The organism is Desulfobacula sp., from assembly GCF_014237455.1.
Lineage (GTDB): Bacteria > Desulfobacterota > Desulfobacteria > Desulfobacterales > Desulfobacteraceae > Desulfobacula.
Map to the genome: position 1 here is coordinate 190196 of NZ_JABZFL010000051.1, position 17134 is coordinate 207329.

At 40.5% G+C, this 17134-nt stretch carries 13 protein-coding genes and 1 pseudogene; 6 read left to right on the top strand and 8 right to left on the bottom strand.

Annotated elements, in window-relative coordinates:
* Positions 1-5: 5 nt before the first annotated feature.
* From gcvPA to lipA, 4 genes are read left to right on the top strand one after another with little or no spacing between them, the layout of a single operon-like run.
* Positions 6-1340: an aminomethyl-transferring glycine dehydrogenase subunit GcvPA gene (gcvPA, locus tag HGJ91_RS08050; RefSeq protein WP_291347202.1), complete on the top strand. Its 1335-nt coding sequence runs from the start codon at positions 6-8 to the stop codon at positions 1338-1340.
* Positions 1340-2797 (top strand): aminomethyl-transferring glycine dehydrogenase subunit GcvPB, encoded by a 1458-nt coding sequence (gene gcvPB, locus HGJ91_RS08055; protein ID WP_291347203.1) that lies wholly within the window; start codon positions 1340-1342, stop codon positions 2795-2797. Before gcvPA ends, gcvPB begins: the two co-directional genes overlap by 1 nt.
* Positions 2782-3534: a lipoyl(octanoyl) transferase LipB gene (lipB, locus tag HGJ91_RS08060; protein ID WP_291347204.1), complete on the top strand. Its 753-nt coding sequence runs from the start codon at positions 2782-2784 to the stop codon at positions 3532-3534. Before gcvPB ends, lipB begins: the two co-directional genes overlap by 16 nt.
* Positions 3488-4357: a lipoyl synthase gene (gene lipA, locus HGJ91_RS08065; RefSeq protein WP_291347205.1), complete on the top strand. Its 870-nt coding sequence runs from the start codon at positions 3488-3490 to the stop codon at positions 4355-4357. Before lipB ends, lipA begins: the two co-directional genes overlap by 47 nt.
* On the opposite strand, the gene pyk is transcribed toward lipA, so the two are convergent.
* Genes pyk through ileS form a run of 5 tightly spaced genes read right to left on the bottom strand, consistent with a single transcriptional unit; the run spans position 4354 to position 11087 of the window.
* On the bottom strand, positions 4354-5769 hold the full coding sequence (gene pyk, locus HGJ91_RS08070) for a pyruvate kinase (protein ID WP_291347206.1): 1416 nt from the start codon (positions 5767-5769) through the stop codon (positions 4354-4356). The genes lipA and pyk overlap by 4 nt on opposite strands.
* A complete protein-coding gene (holA, locus tag HGJ91_RS08075) occupies positions 5732-7027 on the bottom strand; it encodes a DNA polymerase III subunit delta (protein WP_291347207.1) in 1296 nt (431 codons plus the stop codon). The genes pyk and holA overlap by 38 nt, the downstream gene beginning before the upstream one ends.
* Positions 7014-7784 (bottom strand): prolipoprotein diacylglyceryl transferase, encoded by a 771-nt coding sequence (gene lgt / locus HGJ91_RS08080; protein WP_291347208.1) that lies wholly within the window; start codon positions 7782-7784, stop codon positions 7014-7016. The genes holA and lgt overlap by 14 nt, the downstream gene beginning before the upstream one ends.
* Before the next feature lie 11 nt (positions 7785-7795).
* On the bottom strand, positions 7796-8290 hold the full coding sequence (lspA, locus tag HGJ91_RS08085) for a signal peptidase II (protein ID WP_291347209.1): 495 nt from the start codon (positions 8288-8290) through the stop codon (positions 7796-7798).
* A gap of 1 nt (position 8291) precedes the next feature.
* Positions 8292-11087 carry an isoleucine--tRNA ligase gene (gene ileS, locus HGJ91_RS08090; RefSeq protein ID WP_291347210.1) on the bottom strand — a complete coding sequence of 932 codons (2796 nt, stop codon included), beginning with the start codon at positions 11085-11087 and terminating at the stop codon, positions 8292-8294.
* 266 nt (positions 11088-11353) lie between these two features.
* Between ileS and HGJ91_RS08095 the strand changes: the two are divergent.
* Positions 11354-12229 (top strand): annotated as a pseudogene (locus HGJ91_RS08095) (IS110 family transposase); the annotation flags it as partial.
* Positions 12230-12838: 609 nt separating this feature from the next.
* Entirely contained in the window at positions 12839-13294 is a 456-nt protein-coding gene (locus HGJ91_RS08100; protein WP_291347211.1) for a TerB family tellurite resistance protein, read from the top strand.
* 173 nt (positions 13295-13467) lie between these two features.
* On the opposite strand, the gene HGJ91_RS08105 is transcribed toward HGJ91_RS08100, so the two are convergent.
* From HGJ91_RS08105 to HGJ91_RS08115, 3 genes are all read right to left on the bottom strand, one after another.
* On the bottom strand, positions 13468-14226 hold the full coding sequence (locus HGJ91_RS08105; RefSeq protein WP_291347212.1) for a hypothetical protein: 759 nt from the start codon (positions 14224-14226) through the stop codon (positions 13468-13470).
* Between the two features lie 16 nt (positions 14227-14242).
* Positions 14243-15280: a DUF4145 domain-containing protein gene (locus HGJ91_RS08110; RefSeq protein ID WP_291347213.1), complete on the bottom strand. Its 1038-nt coding sequence runs from the start codon at positions 15278-15280 to the stop codon at positions 14243-14245.
* Positions 15281-15513: 233 nt separating this feature from the next.
* Positions 15514-17004 carry a tetratricopeptide repeat-containing serine protease family protein gene (locus HGJ91_RS08115; RefSeq protein WP_291347214.1) on the bottom strand — a complete coding sequence of 497 codons (1491 nt, stop codon included), beginning with the start codon at positions 17002-17004 and terminating at the stop codon, positions 15514-15516.
* Positions 17005-17134 lie beyond the last annotated feature (130 nt).

A 17134-nucleotide genomic window follows, 5' to 3' on the forward strand; every position in this document is an offset into this window, starting at 1 on the left:
ACGCCATGCGCTATCTTCCACATACCAAAGAAGATATTGAAGCTATGCTCAAGGTCACAGGAGTTTCCTCTCTTGATGACCTGTTTGACTGCATACCTGATGATCTGAAAACAAAAAACACTGTTGATATTCCGGAAAGCTTGTCCGAATGGGAGCTCAATGCCCACATGGAAGACCTTGCTTCCGCCAATATCGCCTGTAAAAAATACAAATGTTTTTTGGGGGCAGGCAGCTATGACCATCACATTCCTGCTATTATCCCCTATCTGATTTCAAGATCGGAATTTATGACCGCCTATACCCCCTATCAACCCGAAGTCAGCCAGGGAACGCTACAGGGTATTTATGAATTTCAAACCATGGTAACCGAACTTTTAGGAATGGACGTTGCCACAGCCTCCCATTATGATTGTGGAACCGCCCTTGCAGAAGCAGCGCTTATTGCATTAAGAAAAAACAAAAAAGCCAATAAAATTGCGGTTTCAAGTCTTACCCATCCAAGTCACAGACAAATCATTCATACCTATACCAGTCCTGCTGGATATGAAATTGTTGAAATCCCTTATACAAAAGAAGGTCTCACAGATGCGGGGGCACTTGAAGGTATGGATGATATTGCCGGCATTGCTGTTCAGTCTCCGAACTTTTTCGGGAACATTGAAGATTTAAACGCTTTTAAAGCTGTTGCAGAAGCGAAAAAAGTTTTGTTTATTACCTCTTTTACGGAAAGCTTGGCGTTTGGCCTTTTGAAAAATCCGGGCAGTTTTGGCGCCGACCTGGTTGCAGGTGAAGGCCAGAGTCTTGGTATCGCCAAATCCTTTGGCGGACCGGGTCTGGGTTTGCTTGCCGGAACTAAAAAACAAATGAGAAATCTTCCCGGTCGTCTGATTGGGAAAACCAAAGATGCAAATGGTGATAACGGATTTGTTTTGACCCTTGCCACAAGAGAACAGCACATCAGAAGAGAAAAAGCATCCTCCAATATCTGTTCCAACAATGGTCTCAACGCCATGACGGCTGCTATGTATCTTGCCACGGTCGGCAAGATCGGTATCAGGGAAATTGCACAGCAAAATCATGATAACGCCGTATATCTTAAAACAAGCCTTGAAAAAGTCGGGTTTAAATCTGCTTTTAATACGCCGTTTTTCAATGAATTTGTTATGAAAGTCCCTGAAGGGTTTGAACAGAAAAGAAATGCCTTGATTAATGACAACTGCACATTTGCAGGAATAAATCTGGAACCCTTCTATCCTGAGCTGAAAAACCATTATTTATTCTGTGCAACAGAAACACTCTCAAAGGATGATATTGATCAACTGGCAAAGGAGGTGCAATAATGAGTCAGCAACCTGGAAAAAGCGGTCTTATTTTCAATGAGCCGATGTTATGGGAAAAAAGCCGGGAGGGCCGGTGTGCCATATCCCTGCCAAAGTCTGATGTTGACAGGGTTGACCTTGATCCGGAATTAACCGGTGATGCACCTGAACTTCCACAACTTTCCGAACTGGATGTGGTCCGGCATTATACACGGCTTTCCCAATGGAATTTCGGCGTAGACTCCGGCATGTATCCACTGGGTTCCTGCACCATGAAATATAATCCCAAAACCAATGAGGTACAGGCATCCCGCCAGGGATTTGCCTCAGCTCATCCGTTTTCCGGGGATGAATTTTCTCAAGGTGCATTGGCGCTTATGTACAATCTTGAGCAATATCTTGCAACCATAACGGGTTTTCATGCCGTCACCCTTCAACCGGCTGCCGGTGCCCATGGAGAACTTGCCGGCATGCTCATGATCCATGCGTATCATGCAAAATCAGGAAAACAGCGATCCAAAATTATTATCCCGGATACCGCACATGGTACTAATCCTGCCAGTGCTACCCTTTGCGGCTATGAATCCATCAATGTCAAATCCGGAGAAAAAGGAATTCTCGACCCTGAAACTGTTGCCGCTGTCATGGATGAAGATACCGCAGGTATCATGGTGACCAATCCCAATACCCTGGGACTTTTTGAATCCAACATCAGGCAGATTGCCGATATTGTCCATGCAAAAGGCGGGCTTGTCTATGGTGACGGCGCCAACATGAATGCCATTATGGGTGTTGTTAAACCCGGAGAGATCGGGATTGATGTCCTTCATTTAAATCTTCATAAAACGTTTTCAACTCCCCATGGCGGCGGCGGACCGGGATCGGGGCCTGTTGCAGTTGTCAAAGCCCTTGAACCCTTTTTGCCTGTACCAAGGGTTGTAAAAGACTTGAATTCTTATAAATTTGTTACGGACTGCCCGGATACCATTGGCAGACTTCATACCTTTTACGGACATTTCGGCGTCATGATCAAAGCCTATGCCTACATCCTTTCCATGGGAGCCAAAGGGCTTAAAGATGTCAGTACTCTCGCTGTTCTCAATGCAAATTACATCAAGGAAAGCCTGAAAGGAACGCTGAATCTTCCTTATGACCTGCCATGTATGCATGAATGTGTATTTAATGATGAGTTTCAAAAAAAGGATCACATTACCACCATGGATATGGCAAAAAGACTTCTGGATTATGGATTTCATCCTCCCACTGTCTATTTTCCTCTGGTTGTGGAAGGTGCATTTATGGTAGAGCCCACTGAAACCGAATCAAAAGAGGATATTGATCAGTTTATTAATGCGGTAAAAGCCATTGTCAAAGAAGCCGGGGATGATCCTGAAAAGCTTAAAAAAGCACCGCTTTTGACAAAAGTCACAAGACTTGATGAAGTTACTGCGGCAAGGAAACCATGCCTGAGAGGTTAAACAAACCTAAGCGCTCTGCTGTATTCATGGACCTGGGTCTATTGGAATACAGCAGAGCACTTGATCTTCAGATACAAACTCTACAATCAAAGATTGATCAAACCATTACCGAGGATCGAATTTTTTTTGTTGAGCACCCTTCTGTTTTCACACTCGGCAAAAGAGGTGGAGAAGAAAATTTAGTTGTTTCAAGAGATTTTTTAACCGCAAAAAGTGTTGATATCGTTCAAACTGACCGGGGGGGAAATATTACCTATCACGGCCCTGGCCAGGCTGTCATGTATCCAATAGTCGATCTTGAAAAAAATAAAATAGGAGTAAAGGATTTTGTTCACGGCCTTGAAGAGATCATGAAGCTCACCGCAATGGAGTTTAACATTGATGCGGACAGAAACAAAAGGAATCATGGTGTCTGGGTTGGAAATTCAAAAATCGGAAGTGTTGGAATATCTATCAAACGGGGGATATCTTTTCATGGCCTTGCCATGAATATCAATCCTGATCTTGAGCCATTTTCATGGATCAATCCCTGTGGTCTTACCAATGTATCCATGACCTCCATTGAAAAAGAAATAAAATCCAGTGCAGACACTGATGACCTGTCAGATGATGATCTAACAATGGAACAAATAAAGAATGCCTTTATAAGGCATTTTTCATCCGTATTTAACTATTCAATTATAAGAAACAATGATCATTCAAAAAAAACGAAAAACAAGCAAGCCGTCGTGGCTTAAAAAAAGCCTTCCCAAAGGCGGAGATTATCAACGGGTACGAGGCCTTCTGGCAAATGCCGGGCTGCATACGGTCTGCCAGGAAGCCAATTGTCCCAATATGTTTGAATGTTTTTCCAAAAACACCTCCACCTTTATGATCTTAGGATCTGAATGTACACGGAACTGCAGATTTTGCAATGTGGCTCCCGGCAGTCCTCCCCCGGTTGATCATGATGAGCCCGTGAGAGTTGCCAAAGCAGCCCTTGATTTAAACTTAAAATATGTTGTGGTGACATCTGTTACAAGAGATGACCTTGAAGATGGCGGCGCTTCTCTTTTTGCAGATACAATTAAAGCCATTAAAGATACCCTGCCGGATGATTCAAAAGTTGAAGTCTTGATTCCTGATTTCCAGGGAAATATTGAGGCATTGAAGATAGTTGTATGTGCAAAACCAGATGTGTTGAACCATAATATTGAAACCGTTCCCTCACTCTACCCTTCTGCAAGACCTGAAGCCAGCTATCAGCAATCCCTTGATCTTTTACGACGTGTACATACAATTGACGATTCAATGCCGGTCAAGTCAGGTATTATGGTGGGCTTGGGAGAAACCATGAAAGAGCTTGAACAGACCATGGCAGATCTTTTCAATCATGGCTGTGGTATCTTAACCATAGGTCAATATCTTCAGCCCACAAAAGCCCATCTTAACGTTGAAAAATATTATTCCCCGGATGAGTTTAAAGCACTTGAAAAAAAAGCAAGACGTATTGGATTTAAAAAAGTGGCTGCGGGACCGTTTGTTCGAAGTTCCTATAATGCCAAGGAGCTATTTGGTTAAGCACATTTTTTTTTGAAATTACCTGCTGTGCTGATTTCAATATAAGATGTACCCTGCTCAATATCAAAGCTGCCTGCAAGAACAATAATCAAGTCATCTTCTTTAAATTGTTTATCATCTAACAACCGGCATATAGATTGTTTCAAGGGTTCTGTATTGGTGATATCCATTAGAATATGGTCAGCAAAAACCCCAAATGACAGGGATAATTGCCGCATCAGGCGTTTGTTGTATACCTGGGCATATATGGGATTGTCTCCCCTGTAAGCTGAAAGGGCAAGTATTGATTCGCCTGTTAGAGAATCAGCCACAATGGCTTTTGTATTCAGCCTTAAAGAAGCTTTAACAGCTGACTTGGCAAGATAGGCTGTAATTTTATTTTCAAGGGTATAAGGAACATTAATAAAGCTGCTCTTCTTGTCCTCCACTTCCCTGGCAATCTTTGCCATGGTTCGGACAGCTACCTCAGGATATTTTCCATTGGCTGTTTCTCCTGAAAGCATAAGGGCATCTGCATGATCCAGACAGGCATTGGCAACATCTGACACCTCTGCCCTTGTGGGTCTGGGTGATTCAATCATGGAATGCAGAATTTGGGTGGCAACAATCACCGGCCTTCTTTTTTCAATGCAGGTCATGACGATCTGTTTTTGAATCAAGGGGATTTGTTCCGTGGGAATTTCAACTGCCAGATCACCCCTTGCAATCATCACCCCGTAGGCATGATCAAGAATTTCAAATAGGTTTTCAACGCCCTGGGAGTTTTCAATTTTTGCAATAATTTTTATAGCTGATTTTTTTTTATCCAAAATTTTTTGAACGGCTATGACATCGTTTTTATTTCTCACAAAAGAATGGGCAATAAAATCCAGATCATTATCAGCGGCAAACTCAATAAATCTTTTGTCTTTCTCACTTAATGCCGGAAGTTTCACATGAACAGACGGGATGTTGATACTTTTTCTGGCATTAATCACCCCGTCATTTTCCACATGGCAGGTTAAATACCTGTCATTCTTATCCATGACCGCCAGGGCAATATATCCGTCATCAATCATTATGGAACTGCCGATGGGAATATCCTTAACAAAATCCTCATAGGAGACACAGATCACCTTGCCTTTGGATTTTTCACCGGGAGCGCCTTTAATTCTTATGGTGTCCCCATATTTTACTGACAAAGGTTTGTCAGTATCGCAGGTTCTGATCTCAGGGCCTTTGGTATCTATAAGAATCCCTATTTTATCAGATACCTGCCTTATATTTTTGATTACTTTCAAGGCATCCTCACGGGTCATATGGGCAGTGTTCAACCGCACAACGTTCATACCTGCCTTATAAAGTCTTCCAATAAACCCGGGCGAACACTTTAAACTAGAAACGGTGGCGATGATTTTGGTTTTTCTCGGCATACACAAACCCTCCTTTACTGCAAATGTTGATGATAAAACTTTCTATGGCCGTCTTAGCATCAAAAGACGAAGATTTCAGTCTGTAATCCAGATCGCTTAAAAAAAACAATGATTGACTCAACTCATTTAAAGAAAAGTTCTCAGATTTTTGAAATACCTGGAACACAGGATATGCATTCTGGGGATTGGGGGCGAGGAAAAGATCATTTACCTTTCCCTTTTTTTTCTTTGAGCTTTCCCTTGATAGATATTTGTCCTGCCCTTCAATAGCAGTTTTTGTCTGTTTGTCATGCGCTGTAATTTGGGGAAGCACGACCTGCTTGAAAGAATTAAAATTTATTTTTTTAAGGCTCACGTTTTTATTTGTTTGATAAAATTGCCGGGTAAAACATTTCACCAGAATCAATTTTCGAATTTGATTCTCAAATGATTTTAATATCTGCAGAGGATGAAACCCTTCATTAAAAAGCGAATTTAAATAAAAAAGAGCGTTTTTAATGTCTTTGGCCATAAATGCATTGGTTAAATTAAATATGGGATCTTTTTTATCCCTTATAATAACCGTTTTTACATCTGCTGTTGAAATTGTCCGGCTTTTCCCGGAATAAGCGACCAGCTTTTCCAGATTCTGAGATAAAAGATCAAGATTAAATCCTGTCAAATCAACCAGGGCATGAAAGGCTTGGTTATCGATGGTTTTTCCAGACTTTGACAGGATCTGACCCGCAACATTTTGCAATACCGTTCTCTGCTCATCCATGTCTGTTTTTCTTGCCCCGGTGGGAACAGAGCAGTCAACGATTAACCCTTTGTCCGCTATTGCCTTATATATCTTTTTTCTTTTATCGATACGAGTGACTGTGAGAATTAGAAAATGATTTAAAGGAATGCCTTTTTGAATAAACTCAATCAAACGGTCAAGGTCTGATGGTGAAAAATTGATATACTGGCTGCCCTGTTGTGTTTGAAACAAAGGGGCGTTTTTGACGGCCACGATTTTTTGGGGAACAAGAAAGGAAAAGGTGGAGACCTGCTCAATGATATCTCCCATGGAAACAGAACCGCCTTCAAGGGTTTCCATGGCAAACTGCATATTATTATTTCCAACCAGAAAAGAAGATGTGGTTTTAAACGCCTGTTTTACCAGATACGGCTCCCCGTAAATCAGGACCAGACCAGGGAGGATATCATTTTTTTGAAGAGTTTTAAAAAACGAGTCTAACTTATTATGCTTAACGTTGTTTTTATTTGGGGCCATGAGAAGGTCTTGAAAGTTTAATTAAAAGGATAAAAGCAATCAGGGAAACCATCAGCCCGATTCCCTGTGACATGGAGACAACCTCAAAAAAGAAATCTCCTCTGAAATCTCCTCTGAAGAATTCAACAATGGATCTGAATAATGAATAGAGCATGATATAGCTTAAAAACACCATGCCATTAATTTTTTTTCTTTTCTGAAGCCACAAGAGAATAAAAAACAGGGTCAGGTTTGAAAATACCGAATACAGCTGGGTCGGGTGCAGATACACCCCTATGGGCGCAAGGCTTTCAGGATTTGTAAATTTAACAGCAATGGGCAGATCACACTCTTTCCCATAGCAGCACCCGGCAAAAAAACAGCCGATTCTTCCCACAGCATGGCCCAGAGCAAGTCCCGGTGAGATGATATCAGCGGTTTTCCAGAAGTCCAGATTTTTTGATCTCAGGTAAATGGGTGTGGCCACAACAGCAGCAATGAATCCACCGAAAAAAACGAGTCCCCCGTTCCAGATCTTAAAAATGTCCAGCAGATTGTTTTTATAACCGTCAAAATTGATCAGTACGTATAAGAGGCGTGCGCCTAAAAGAGCAGATACCAGGATAACAAAAAAAATATCGGTAATGCTCTCGGAGGATAGGCCGTGGGATTTTGCATTTTTTTGAGAAACCCAGATTGCCGTCATAAATCCCAAGGCAACAAAAAGACCATAGGTGTAGAGATTAAAACTGCCGATATGTAAGAGTACGGGATGCATATGCCTGTCTTTTAAAAATCCGGGACCTTATTAAAAATAATGTGATAGATCAATATACCCATTCCGATGCTGATGGCACTGTCAGCAATATTGAATGCCGGCCAATGAGCAGATCCCATATAAAAATCAAGGAAATCCACGACCTTGCCATACCGGAATCTGTCAATCAGGTTTCCTATGGCACCCCCAAAAATTAAGGCCAGCCCATAGGAAAGAAAAATAAAGTCTTCTGCGCATCTTTTATAAAACCATAAAACAAAAAGGGCAACCACAGATGACACGAACAGAAAAATAAATTTTCTGATTTCAGGGGACTGGGAAGCAAAAAAACCAAAGGCACCGCCCGGATTCAGGATATGGGTAATATTAAAAAATTTTTCGATGACAATAATATTATCATATAATGCCACATTTATTTTGATTATATATTTGGTGATCTGATCAGCAAGGATGACACACCCGCTGACCAGAATTAATCTAAGCCATATTTTTGAAATCAGATTCAATTTACACTATCTTTTTTAAAGCTGCTGCACATCGCACACAGGCGGTTGGATGATCTGCATCATTGCCAATAGTGGTATCAAACCGCCAGCATCTTTCACATTTCTCGCCCGCTGCCTTACTGACTTTAATAGAAAGCCCTTCAATTTCTTTGCCCTGATAGGCTGTATCATCTATGGTATCCACAAGCACAGCACTTGATACAATAAAGATATCATTGAGATTTTCATTTAAATTCTGAACCTGGGCTTTCAGCTGGGTGTCCGGCAGTTTTATTTCAAGGGCTGCATCCAAAGGATGACCGATCAATTTTTCGGTTCTTGCTTCTTCCAGAGCTTTGGTGACTTCACCCCGCAGGCTTCTGATGTTCTCCCATTTTTCAGCCAGGTCCTTGTCTTCCCATTCATCATTGAGCTTAACCATGGACTTCAGATGAATACTATTTTTTTGATCCGAACCTTTGGGCATATGCTGGTATATTTCATCTGCTGTAAACGGGAGAATCGGAGCCATAATCTTTACAACGGCATCCAGAATAATAAACATCACAGTCTGGGCATCCCGCCGCAATGGATCTGCCGCAGGAAACGTATACAATCTGTCCTTTATAATATCCAGATAAAAAGAGGACAGGTCCACCACACAAAAATTATGCAGGGTATGATAAATGGTATGGAACTCATATTTATCATAGGATATGAGTGAGCGTTTTACCACATGATGAAGTCTGTGGAGAATGAACCTGTCAAGCTCGGACATCTCTTTGACGGATCTTAGATCCTTTGTGACATCAAAATTTGAAGAATTACCCAGCATAAACCTACAGGTATTTCTGATACGCCGGTATGCATCTGACAATTGTTTGATAATATTATTGGAGATACTCACATCTCCCTTGTAGTCAGCTGAAGCTACCCAAAGCCTCAGCACATCAGCGCCATACTGTTTAATCACAGAGTCAGGCGCCACAACATTTCCTACAGACTTGGACATTTTATGACCCTTTTCATCCACAACAAATCCATGGGTAAGAACAGCTTTATAGGGTGCCTTTCCTGTTCTTCCGACACCGGTCAGCAAAGAAGAATGAAACCAGCCCCTGTGCTGATCACTGCCCTCCAGGTAGAGGTCTGCAGGCCGCACAAGCCCGTCTCTTTCATCCAGAACTGCTGCATGGCTCACACCTGAATCAAACCATACATCCAGAATATTATGATCCTTTGTAAACTCAATGGATCCGCATTTTTCACATTTGGCACCTTCAGGCATCAAAAATTTTGCATCTTTTCCAAACCAGATATCAGAAGAGTGCTCAGTGAACAATTCATGAATTTTGTCAACAGATTCTCTTGTGACATAGACTTTCTTACACTCTTTGCAATGAAATACCGGAATGGGAATACCCCAGGAGCGTTGCCTTGAAAGACACCAGTCAGGACGGTTTTCTATCATGGAATAAATTCTTTCCCGGCCCCATGACGGAATCCACTGAACATTATTGATTTCATCAAGGGTTTTCTGTCGAAGGTTAAGCTTATCCATGGAGATAAACCATTGGGGCGTTGCTCTGTATATAACCGGTTTTTTACACCGCCAGCAATGGGGATAAGAGTGGGACAGATTTTCATTTTTTAATAAAAGATTTAAACTTGAAAGCTTCTCATTAATGTTTTTATTGGCTTTAAAAATAAATTCACCGCCAAAATACTCCACATCCTTTGAAAACACGCCATTATCTTCAACCGGTGAATAACATTCCAGGCCGTATTTGTTACCCACGATATGATCATCAGCGCCATGCCCGGGTGCTGTGTGAACACAGCCGGTACCGGCTTCAAGCGTTACATGATCTCCCAGAATAATCAAAGAATCCCTGTCATAAATCGGGTGCTTGCATTTTTTATTTTCAAGCTCCTTTGAGGAAAACTCTTTTAAGATTGAATAATTTTCAATTCCCAGGGTTTTCATTACCGGGTCTGCCAGATCCCTGGCAACAATCAGAACCCCATGGTCTTTTGTCTTGACCGCTGCATAGACAAAATTCGGGTGAAGGCAAATGCCCAGATTGGCCGGAATAGTCCAGGGAGTTGTGGTCCAGATCACAACAAATATATCACCCGCAACATCCGGCAAAATATCGGACAGATCATCTTTTATCGGAAATTTTACAAAAATGGACGGTGAGGTATGGTCATGATATTCAATTTCAGCCTCTGCCAGGGCTGTCTGACAGCTAGAGCACCAGTAAATAGGTTTTTTGCCTAAAAACATGTCCCCGGAGAGTGCAAACTCTCCGCACTCTTTAGCAATCCTGGCTTCATAGGGATAATTCATTGTCAGATATGGGGTGTCCCATTCCCCCATGACACCGAAGCGTTTGAATTCCTCTCTTTGAATATCAACAAACCTGGCAGCATAAGATCTGCATTCCCTTCGAACCTGAACATTTGTCATCTCCAGTTTCTTTTTCCCCAGCTTTTTGTCCACATTATGCTCAATGGGAAGTCCGTGGCAATCCCAGCCCGGAATATACGGGGCATTAAACCCGGCCATCTGCCTTGACCGAACAACAATATCTTTTAAAATTTTATTGATGGCATGTCCCATGTGCAAATGACCGTTTGCATACGGAGGGCCGTCATGGAGAATAAAGAGTTCCCTGTCTTTGGATTGTTCTCTTAATTTCTCATAGATTTTCTTTTCTTCCCATTCTTTTAACTGTTGGGGTTCACGTTGCGGCAGATTGGCCTTCATGGCAAATTTTGTTGACGGCAGATTCAAAGTTTTCTTATAATCCATTGTTCCTCCGGTATTCGGATCAGTTGATATTCAATAGTTGAGCCTTTCTTTGTACGGCCAAATCGTTAAAATGTCAAGAAATAACAAGTAAAATCAAGATGATCGCGAGTAACTTTTTTTCAAACCCAGCCACACCCGTTCAGGCTGGTTCGTCTCCAAATAAATTTACTATGGCAGCTGGGAACAAAAGAAATTCAGATACTGTATGTTGTGGTTAGATGGTTTTAGATAAAATGCAGGCTTACAGATAAGATGAGAAGGCTGGCACCCACTCCCCCTGGATCAGTAAACTGTTAAAGGAAATTGGTTGTAATGTTTATGTTGGTAATCCTCGTAAGTTAAGGATCATTTGGGACAGCAATGATAAATCAGATTTACGGGATGCCAGAATACTTGCAATGGTTTGCCGGGTTGAACCCAGACTGCTATGGCCAATACAGCATAGGGACAGACAAGCTTATGCTGATTTAGGGATCATAAAAGCAAGAGATACTCTGGTTCAAAACCGTGTACGAATGATTAATCATATCCGCAGTGTAACAAAAACATGTGGTTGCAGGATTCCAAAATGCAGCACGCCTAGCTTTTCAAGACGAGCCCCAGCTCATATACCAAAAGAATTAAAAGATTCACTTGAACCATTAATAACCGCAATTGATCTTCTGACCCAACAGGTTAAAGAAATGGATCGTCAAATCAGCAAATTATGCAAAAAGTATTCAGAAACAAAAAAACTACTTCAAGTACTTGGTGTTGGTCCTGTCACCGCCCTGGCATTTGTGTTAACGATCGAAGATCCCCATCGTTTTACAAAAAGCAGACAAGTAGGAGCCTTTTTGGGATTAACACCAAAGAGAGACCAATCCGGAAGATGCGACAAACAATTGAGAATAAACAAAGCGGGCAATACATATCTAAGATCTTTGTTTGTCAGTTGCGGGCATTATATTATTGGTCCTTTTGGGCCGGAATGTGACTTGCGCAAATATGGATTATCAATAGTTGTACGAGGTGGCAAAAGTTCAAAGAAACGTGCAGCGGTGGCTGTGGCACGGAAGCTTGCTGTTTTACTGCATCGATTATGGATAAGTGACCAGAAATATAACCCATTTTATAAAAGTGCTGCTCAAGATGCTGCATAGATAAAATTGGCTTTGACCCATGACGTCCTGTCCAGGAGACTGCGGACTATCCTCTGCACCGATTGGCTGCCGCTAATAAATAACGAGTGCGTCTAACAGATTGCAGCTCCTGCCGACGGATCTTAACATGCACCGGGACAATGGCAGGTCTCAAAAAGAGTGCGAATGGAAGCGTGACGGTCTGGGTTAATCAAAAAAACGTGTGCTTGAATTCCGCTCCAGTAAAAGTCAATTCCTCCGACGTGGCTATTTGGAGGCCCATTCTCGGATTTGACTTTTACTTCCGCTGGCTTGAACGGGACCTTGGGATCAGTAATGGAGACACATAATATTAAGCACTCTTTAGAATAAAAATTGATGTTCGTGAATCGAACACTTGACTTGCCTTCTCATGGAAGAAGATAGTCCGAGGCTTTCTTTTAATCCTGGATGCCCAACCCTATAGCCAGAGTAGTCCGGTCAGCCGGTTAGTACCCTGTTTAAGATATAAGTACAAGGAGAGATAATGAATTCCTTGACCCGTTGTTTCTATCGCCTTATAGTGGCAGAAAAAAACTTATCAATTACACCTTGGCTATGTTCAGGATAAAGAAAGGATATCACTGGAAAATGTTTGATTTAATAAAAAAAATTATTGGCAGCGACAATGGCAAAGTGCAGACTACAGACCAGGATATTCTAAACGCCCATTTGGCGTTGACCGTACTGCTGCTTGAGGCAGCCTATGCAGATGGTGAGTGCAGTGGAGAAGAAAAAGAGCACCTTGTTGCAACACTTGTGAAAAATTTTGGGATATCCAGGCAGGAAATTGATACCCTGCTCGCTGACAGGGATAAAAAACACAGAGAGTATGTGGACCTTTTTCACTATACTCATTTTATAAACGAAAATTTTTCCGAAAAGCAAAAGCTCGACATAATGGAATCTGTCTGGCGTATCATTTTGCTGGACGATCACCTTGAAGCGCATGAGGACCACTTTGCCCACAAACTTGCAAACCTTCTTCGTTTAAACCATAACGAATTGATCGATGCCAAACTGCGGGCAAGAAAACAGCTTTCATGAATAAATTGCAGGGGTTGGACTATAGCCAGAACTGAACCGCTGCTCGCTTAAATCTTTATATTATTGAGTTGATTCTGGGGAAATGGGTTTGATTAAGATTGTCAGAAAATAAAGTTGAATTATAACGTTAAATTCACCAGCGAGCTTCAGCGAATCCGGCGGAATGGTATATATTAGACCAAACTATTCTCATCAATCCAGTTTATTATATCTGTGAAATTCAAATTTGTGGCCGCACTTGCCTTTCTCGCAAATGTCTTTGACGATGATTGTACGTTTTTGCTTTTCGTTGTGTTTGCAATTCCCAATAGCAATTCGCACCCGAGTTTGAGCATTACCCAGGAACGGTTACCCTGTCGTTTGATTGGATAAATTATTTTCATTATCTCATCTTCAGTGGTGCCAACTGTATTCTGCCCTTCGATTAATGCATGTGCTTCTTTGGATATTGGGATTGGAGGTCTACCATCTCTTACAGGATGATGAAGCTCTATTTTACATTCTGATGCTGGCTTACCCGTTACCAAACACTTGCTATCAGCATTTTTACACTGAGAACGTACAGTTCCACCTAAAATATATCGATCGGTTGCAGCTTGTTCAGCCGATAACCATTGTTTAAGAGCATTCAAAGCCAAACAAAATACTCTGAATTGTTTTGGTAAATAGTACTCTAAATGTTCAGGCAAAGAATTTTCATATAAAAATCGACTCACACTATTGTCTGAATTTGAAAAGGACTCTGCTTTTTTAATAATTAACGATCCAATATCATTAAGCAAATCATCAAATTCATCTCTAGGTATTTTGGAATTAAGGAGGTGCGGATTTTGTGATGCTCTTTCTGTGTAAAAATCAAAATATTCCTGTAAAAGATTTTTTTTCTCTTCAGGGGTTAGTTGGAAGTCACTTTTGGGGCGTATATATGACATTGTGATTCCTTATTCTCTAATGGTGTATTCTTTTGTTATTCTTAATTAATCCATCGCAAAACCCTACCATATATTGATAAAAAGTTTCTGCGCAACGATCCTCATCATAGAATAATTCCTTGGTAGACTCGTCTATTATTAATCCCTTTAGGACGTAACCAGAAATAGTTTTAACAAAAACCTCAGCCCAATCTTTATTATACTCAGAAAAAATTTCATCAGCCATTCCCACAGAATCACTTCCCCCATATTTATTCTTAATTCGCTGAATATTATTTTTATCGGACTCTGATAATTTTTTCTGCTTTTGTAGTCCGACTTTAAACCCAATAGCATAATATTTGATCTCAACAATTTTTGATAACTCATCTTCGCTTAAATTGATATCATTAGCGGCTTCCGATGCCAAATCCTTAGCTCTATTTAAGTCAAAATTATTGGAATTAATTATATTATTTATACCCTCGGCATATTTTAAAAATTGTCCTTCAAGTTCCTCGGCCAGCTCCATCGCTGCATTAGCTTCTTCGGATTGTTTCTTGGTCTCTTCCTCAGCATCAGTAAGTTTATTCTTGAGAAGCTTTAATTCAGTATTAAAATGATCCTGACATTCGATTTCTACAGATGGCGCTGTGAATTTCCCAAATGTTTTTTTCCACTCTGTTCTATAGCTTTTTTGGTACCAGATTGCTAGTTCTCTTGCCTTTTTTAAAAGATATAGAGAAGTACCTTCATCGCCAATTAATGAGTGTACTGCCTCATTTCCTTTTTTTCTGATTGTATGAAATATGTCCTTTATCTCTCTTGGAAGTAATGGTGGGGGTGGCGAACTTTTCCCAAGTTCTTTTAATATGGTTTCGAATTGTTTTTGTAGTAAGTCTTGTTTTCCATTAAGAATAGCGATTTCTTTTGCCAAAAATTCCCCAAATTGTCTTAAGCGTATCAAACAGACATTCGGATGTGAAAAAACAAATCTTTCTGCGTCTGAAGCAGTTTGATAAATTGGGCTATTGTCATTATCATTTAAAAACCAAAAATTATTTGAATCTGGCATTTTGAAATCTCCTGTATTTATCTTCAAGATATTTGGTTGTGTCTAAATCAAATGGTATAAACAAATATAAACTATAGAACTTAAATTTTTTTACTACTTTTTTGTTGTTATTGGGTTTGATACTTCTCTTTCATTGACTTTCTGACAAATCATGCATTATAAAAAAATCCTTCTGGTTTTTTCGGGTCGATCCTTTTTTTATTAAGAGTTTTGGCTCGTAAAATTTATGATCCTTATTTATAACTCAAAACCATCACTGTGCTATTTTTGACCCTATCTACAGCATTGGATTTACTCCTTGAGGGTGCAATTAATTTATCAGATATTTCAGGTAATGTATCAAGCATGGCTTGGGCATAAATACTTTTAACAGCATAATTTACATTTTGAGGTAAGCTCCCAGATATTTTAAATGTTGTTTTTGCGTCAAGCATTGCCACGATAATACCAAGGATATTACCGTTCCCATCCATCAAGGCTCCCCCTGAATTTCCAGGTTGAACTGGCACACTTATCTGATATAGCCGCAAATCATCCTGGAATCCCGTCAGACTATTGATTGTACCTTTGGTACACTTTGCATTTTCACCTTGCAAACTTGGATTCGGATATCCGACCGTAAAAACATCTTCTCCCATCTTAGCAGATCTGTTTGAAGAAAATGCTATTGCCGGAAAGGAGCCATTGATTTTTAACAAAGCCAGGTCATTGTTTGGATCACCAAGGACAAGTTTTGCAGAATATATATTCCCTCTATATTTTATTTTAACTTCCCTTGATCCTTCAATGACATGATAACAGGTTAAAATATATCCATCTTTGGTTATGATAAAACCAGTCCCTGATCCGTTGACCTCTTTTTCATTATTAGGTGCTGGGGGTTGCTGTTCTTGCGATATGGATGGATGGTCTATTTTGTATTGTATTTTTGCTGCGAGTTCCTGCGCTTTATGAATTTGTTCATCCGTTAGATATTTTTCAAGCGTGTGTAGTGGTTTCTTGGCCTCATCAACCCCCATAGAAATAGCTATATTGAACCATGAATATGCAAGTATATAGTTTTTAGGGACACCCTCTCCTGCCATATACATCCCTCCTAAAGCAAATGCAGACATAGAGTGCCCATTTATAGCAGCCAGTTTAAACCAAGTTGCCGCAGTTGTGTAATTTTTTGGAACGCCCTCCCCTTTAAAATGAATTAATCCCAGATTGTATTGAGATGCAATATCCCCTTGTGAGGAGGCCTTTTTATACCACATTATCGCTTGTTGGATGTCCTTTGTAACTCCAATTTTACCTGTACTGTAAAAAGAACCAATTTTAAATTGGGCGGTGGGGCTACCTTGCTCGGCAGCTATTTTATACCAATAAAAGGCTTCAGTTTCATTTTTTGAAGCACAAATTCCAAATTCGTACATCTCAGCAAGAATTTCTTGGGCCTGAATCAATCCAGACTTGGCCGCTTCGTGTATAAAAAACAACCCAGATTTAGTTACTTCTTTTGCGTTAGAGGTTTCATAATTTTTGGCCTCGTTACAGAGAACAACAGCCACTTCCATTTGTGCCTGAGGATCGCCTTGAATAGCCTGCTCTACTAATTTAGTGAATTGTTCTTCGGTGCCTGCAAAACATTGCGTATAAATTAAAATCAGCACAACAATTAAGAATCTTTTCATCCCTTCTCCTATAAAATCAATTTTATATTTCAAATCAATTAACGGCAAGCAGACCCACGCCAGTTAACAACCACCCCTAAAAAGGGTGGCATAATGGAGACCCTAAAAGGGTCAAGTTATTATTTCCAGAGACTCATTTGAGTCATCCTTTTTTCTTTATGATTTTGAAGCCTAACAT

Excerpts from the sequence above, each read along its gene's own strand:
- gcvPA (WP_291347202.1), top strand. The coding sequence starts at position 6 with ATGCGCTATCTTCCACATACCAAAGAAGATATTGAAGCTATGCTCAAG.
- pyk (WP_291347206.1), bottom strand. The coding sequence starts at position 5,769 with ATGCCGAGAAAAACCAAAATCATCGCCACCGTTTCTAGTTTAAAGTGT.
- lipB (WP_291347204.1), top strand. The coding sequence starts at position 2,782 with ATGCCTGAGAGGTTAAACAAACCTAAGCGCTCTGCTGTATTCATGGAC.
- holA (WP_291347207.1), bottom strand. The coding sequence starts at position 7,027 with ATGGCCCCAAATAAAAACAACGTTAAGCATAATAAGTTAGACTCGTTT.
- HGJ91_RS08110 (WP_291347213.1), bottom strand. The coding sequence starts at position 15,280 with ATGCCAGATTCAAATAATTTTTGGTTTTTAAATGATAATGACAATAGC.
- lgt (WP_291347208.1), bottom strand. The coding sequence starts at position 7,784 with ATGCATCCCGTACTCTTACATATCGGCAGTTTTAATCTCTACACCTAT.
- lipA (WP_291347205.1), top strand. The coding sequence starts at position 3,488 with ATGATCATTCAAAAAAAACGAAAAACAAGCAAGCCGTCGTGGCTTAAA.
- ileS (WP_291347210.1), bottom strand. The coding sequence starts at position 11,087 with ATGGATTATAAGAAAACTTTGAATCTGCCGTCAACAAAATTTGCCATG.
- HGJ91_RS08100 (WP_291347211.1), top strand. The coding sequence starts at position 12,839 with ATGTTTGATTTAATAAAAAAAATTATTGGCAGCGACAATGGCAAAGTG.
- gcvPB (WP_291347203.1), top strand. The coding sequence starts at position 1,340 with ATGAGTCAGCAACCTGGAAAAAGCGGTCTTATTTTCAATGAGCCGATG.
- HGJ91_RS08105 (WP_291347212.1), bottom strand. The coding sequence starts at position 14,226 with ATGTCATATATACGCCCCAAAAGTGACTTCCAACTAACCCCTGAAGAG.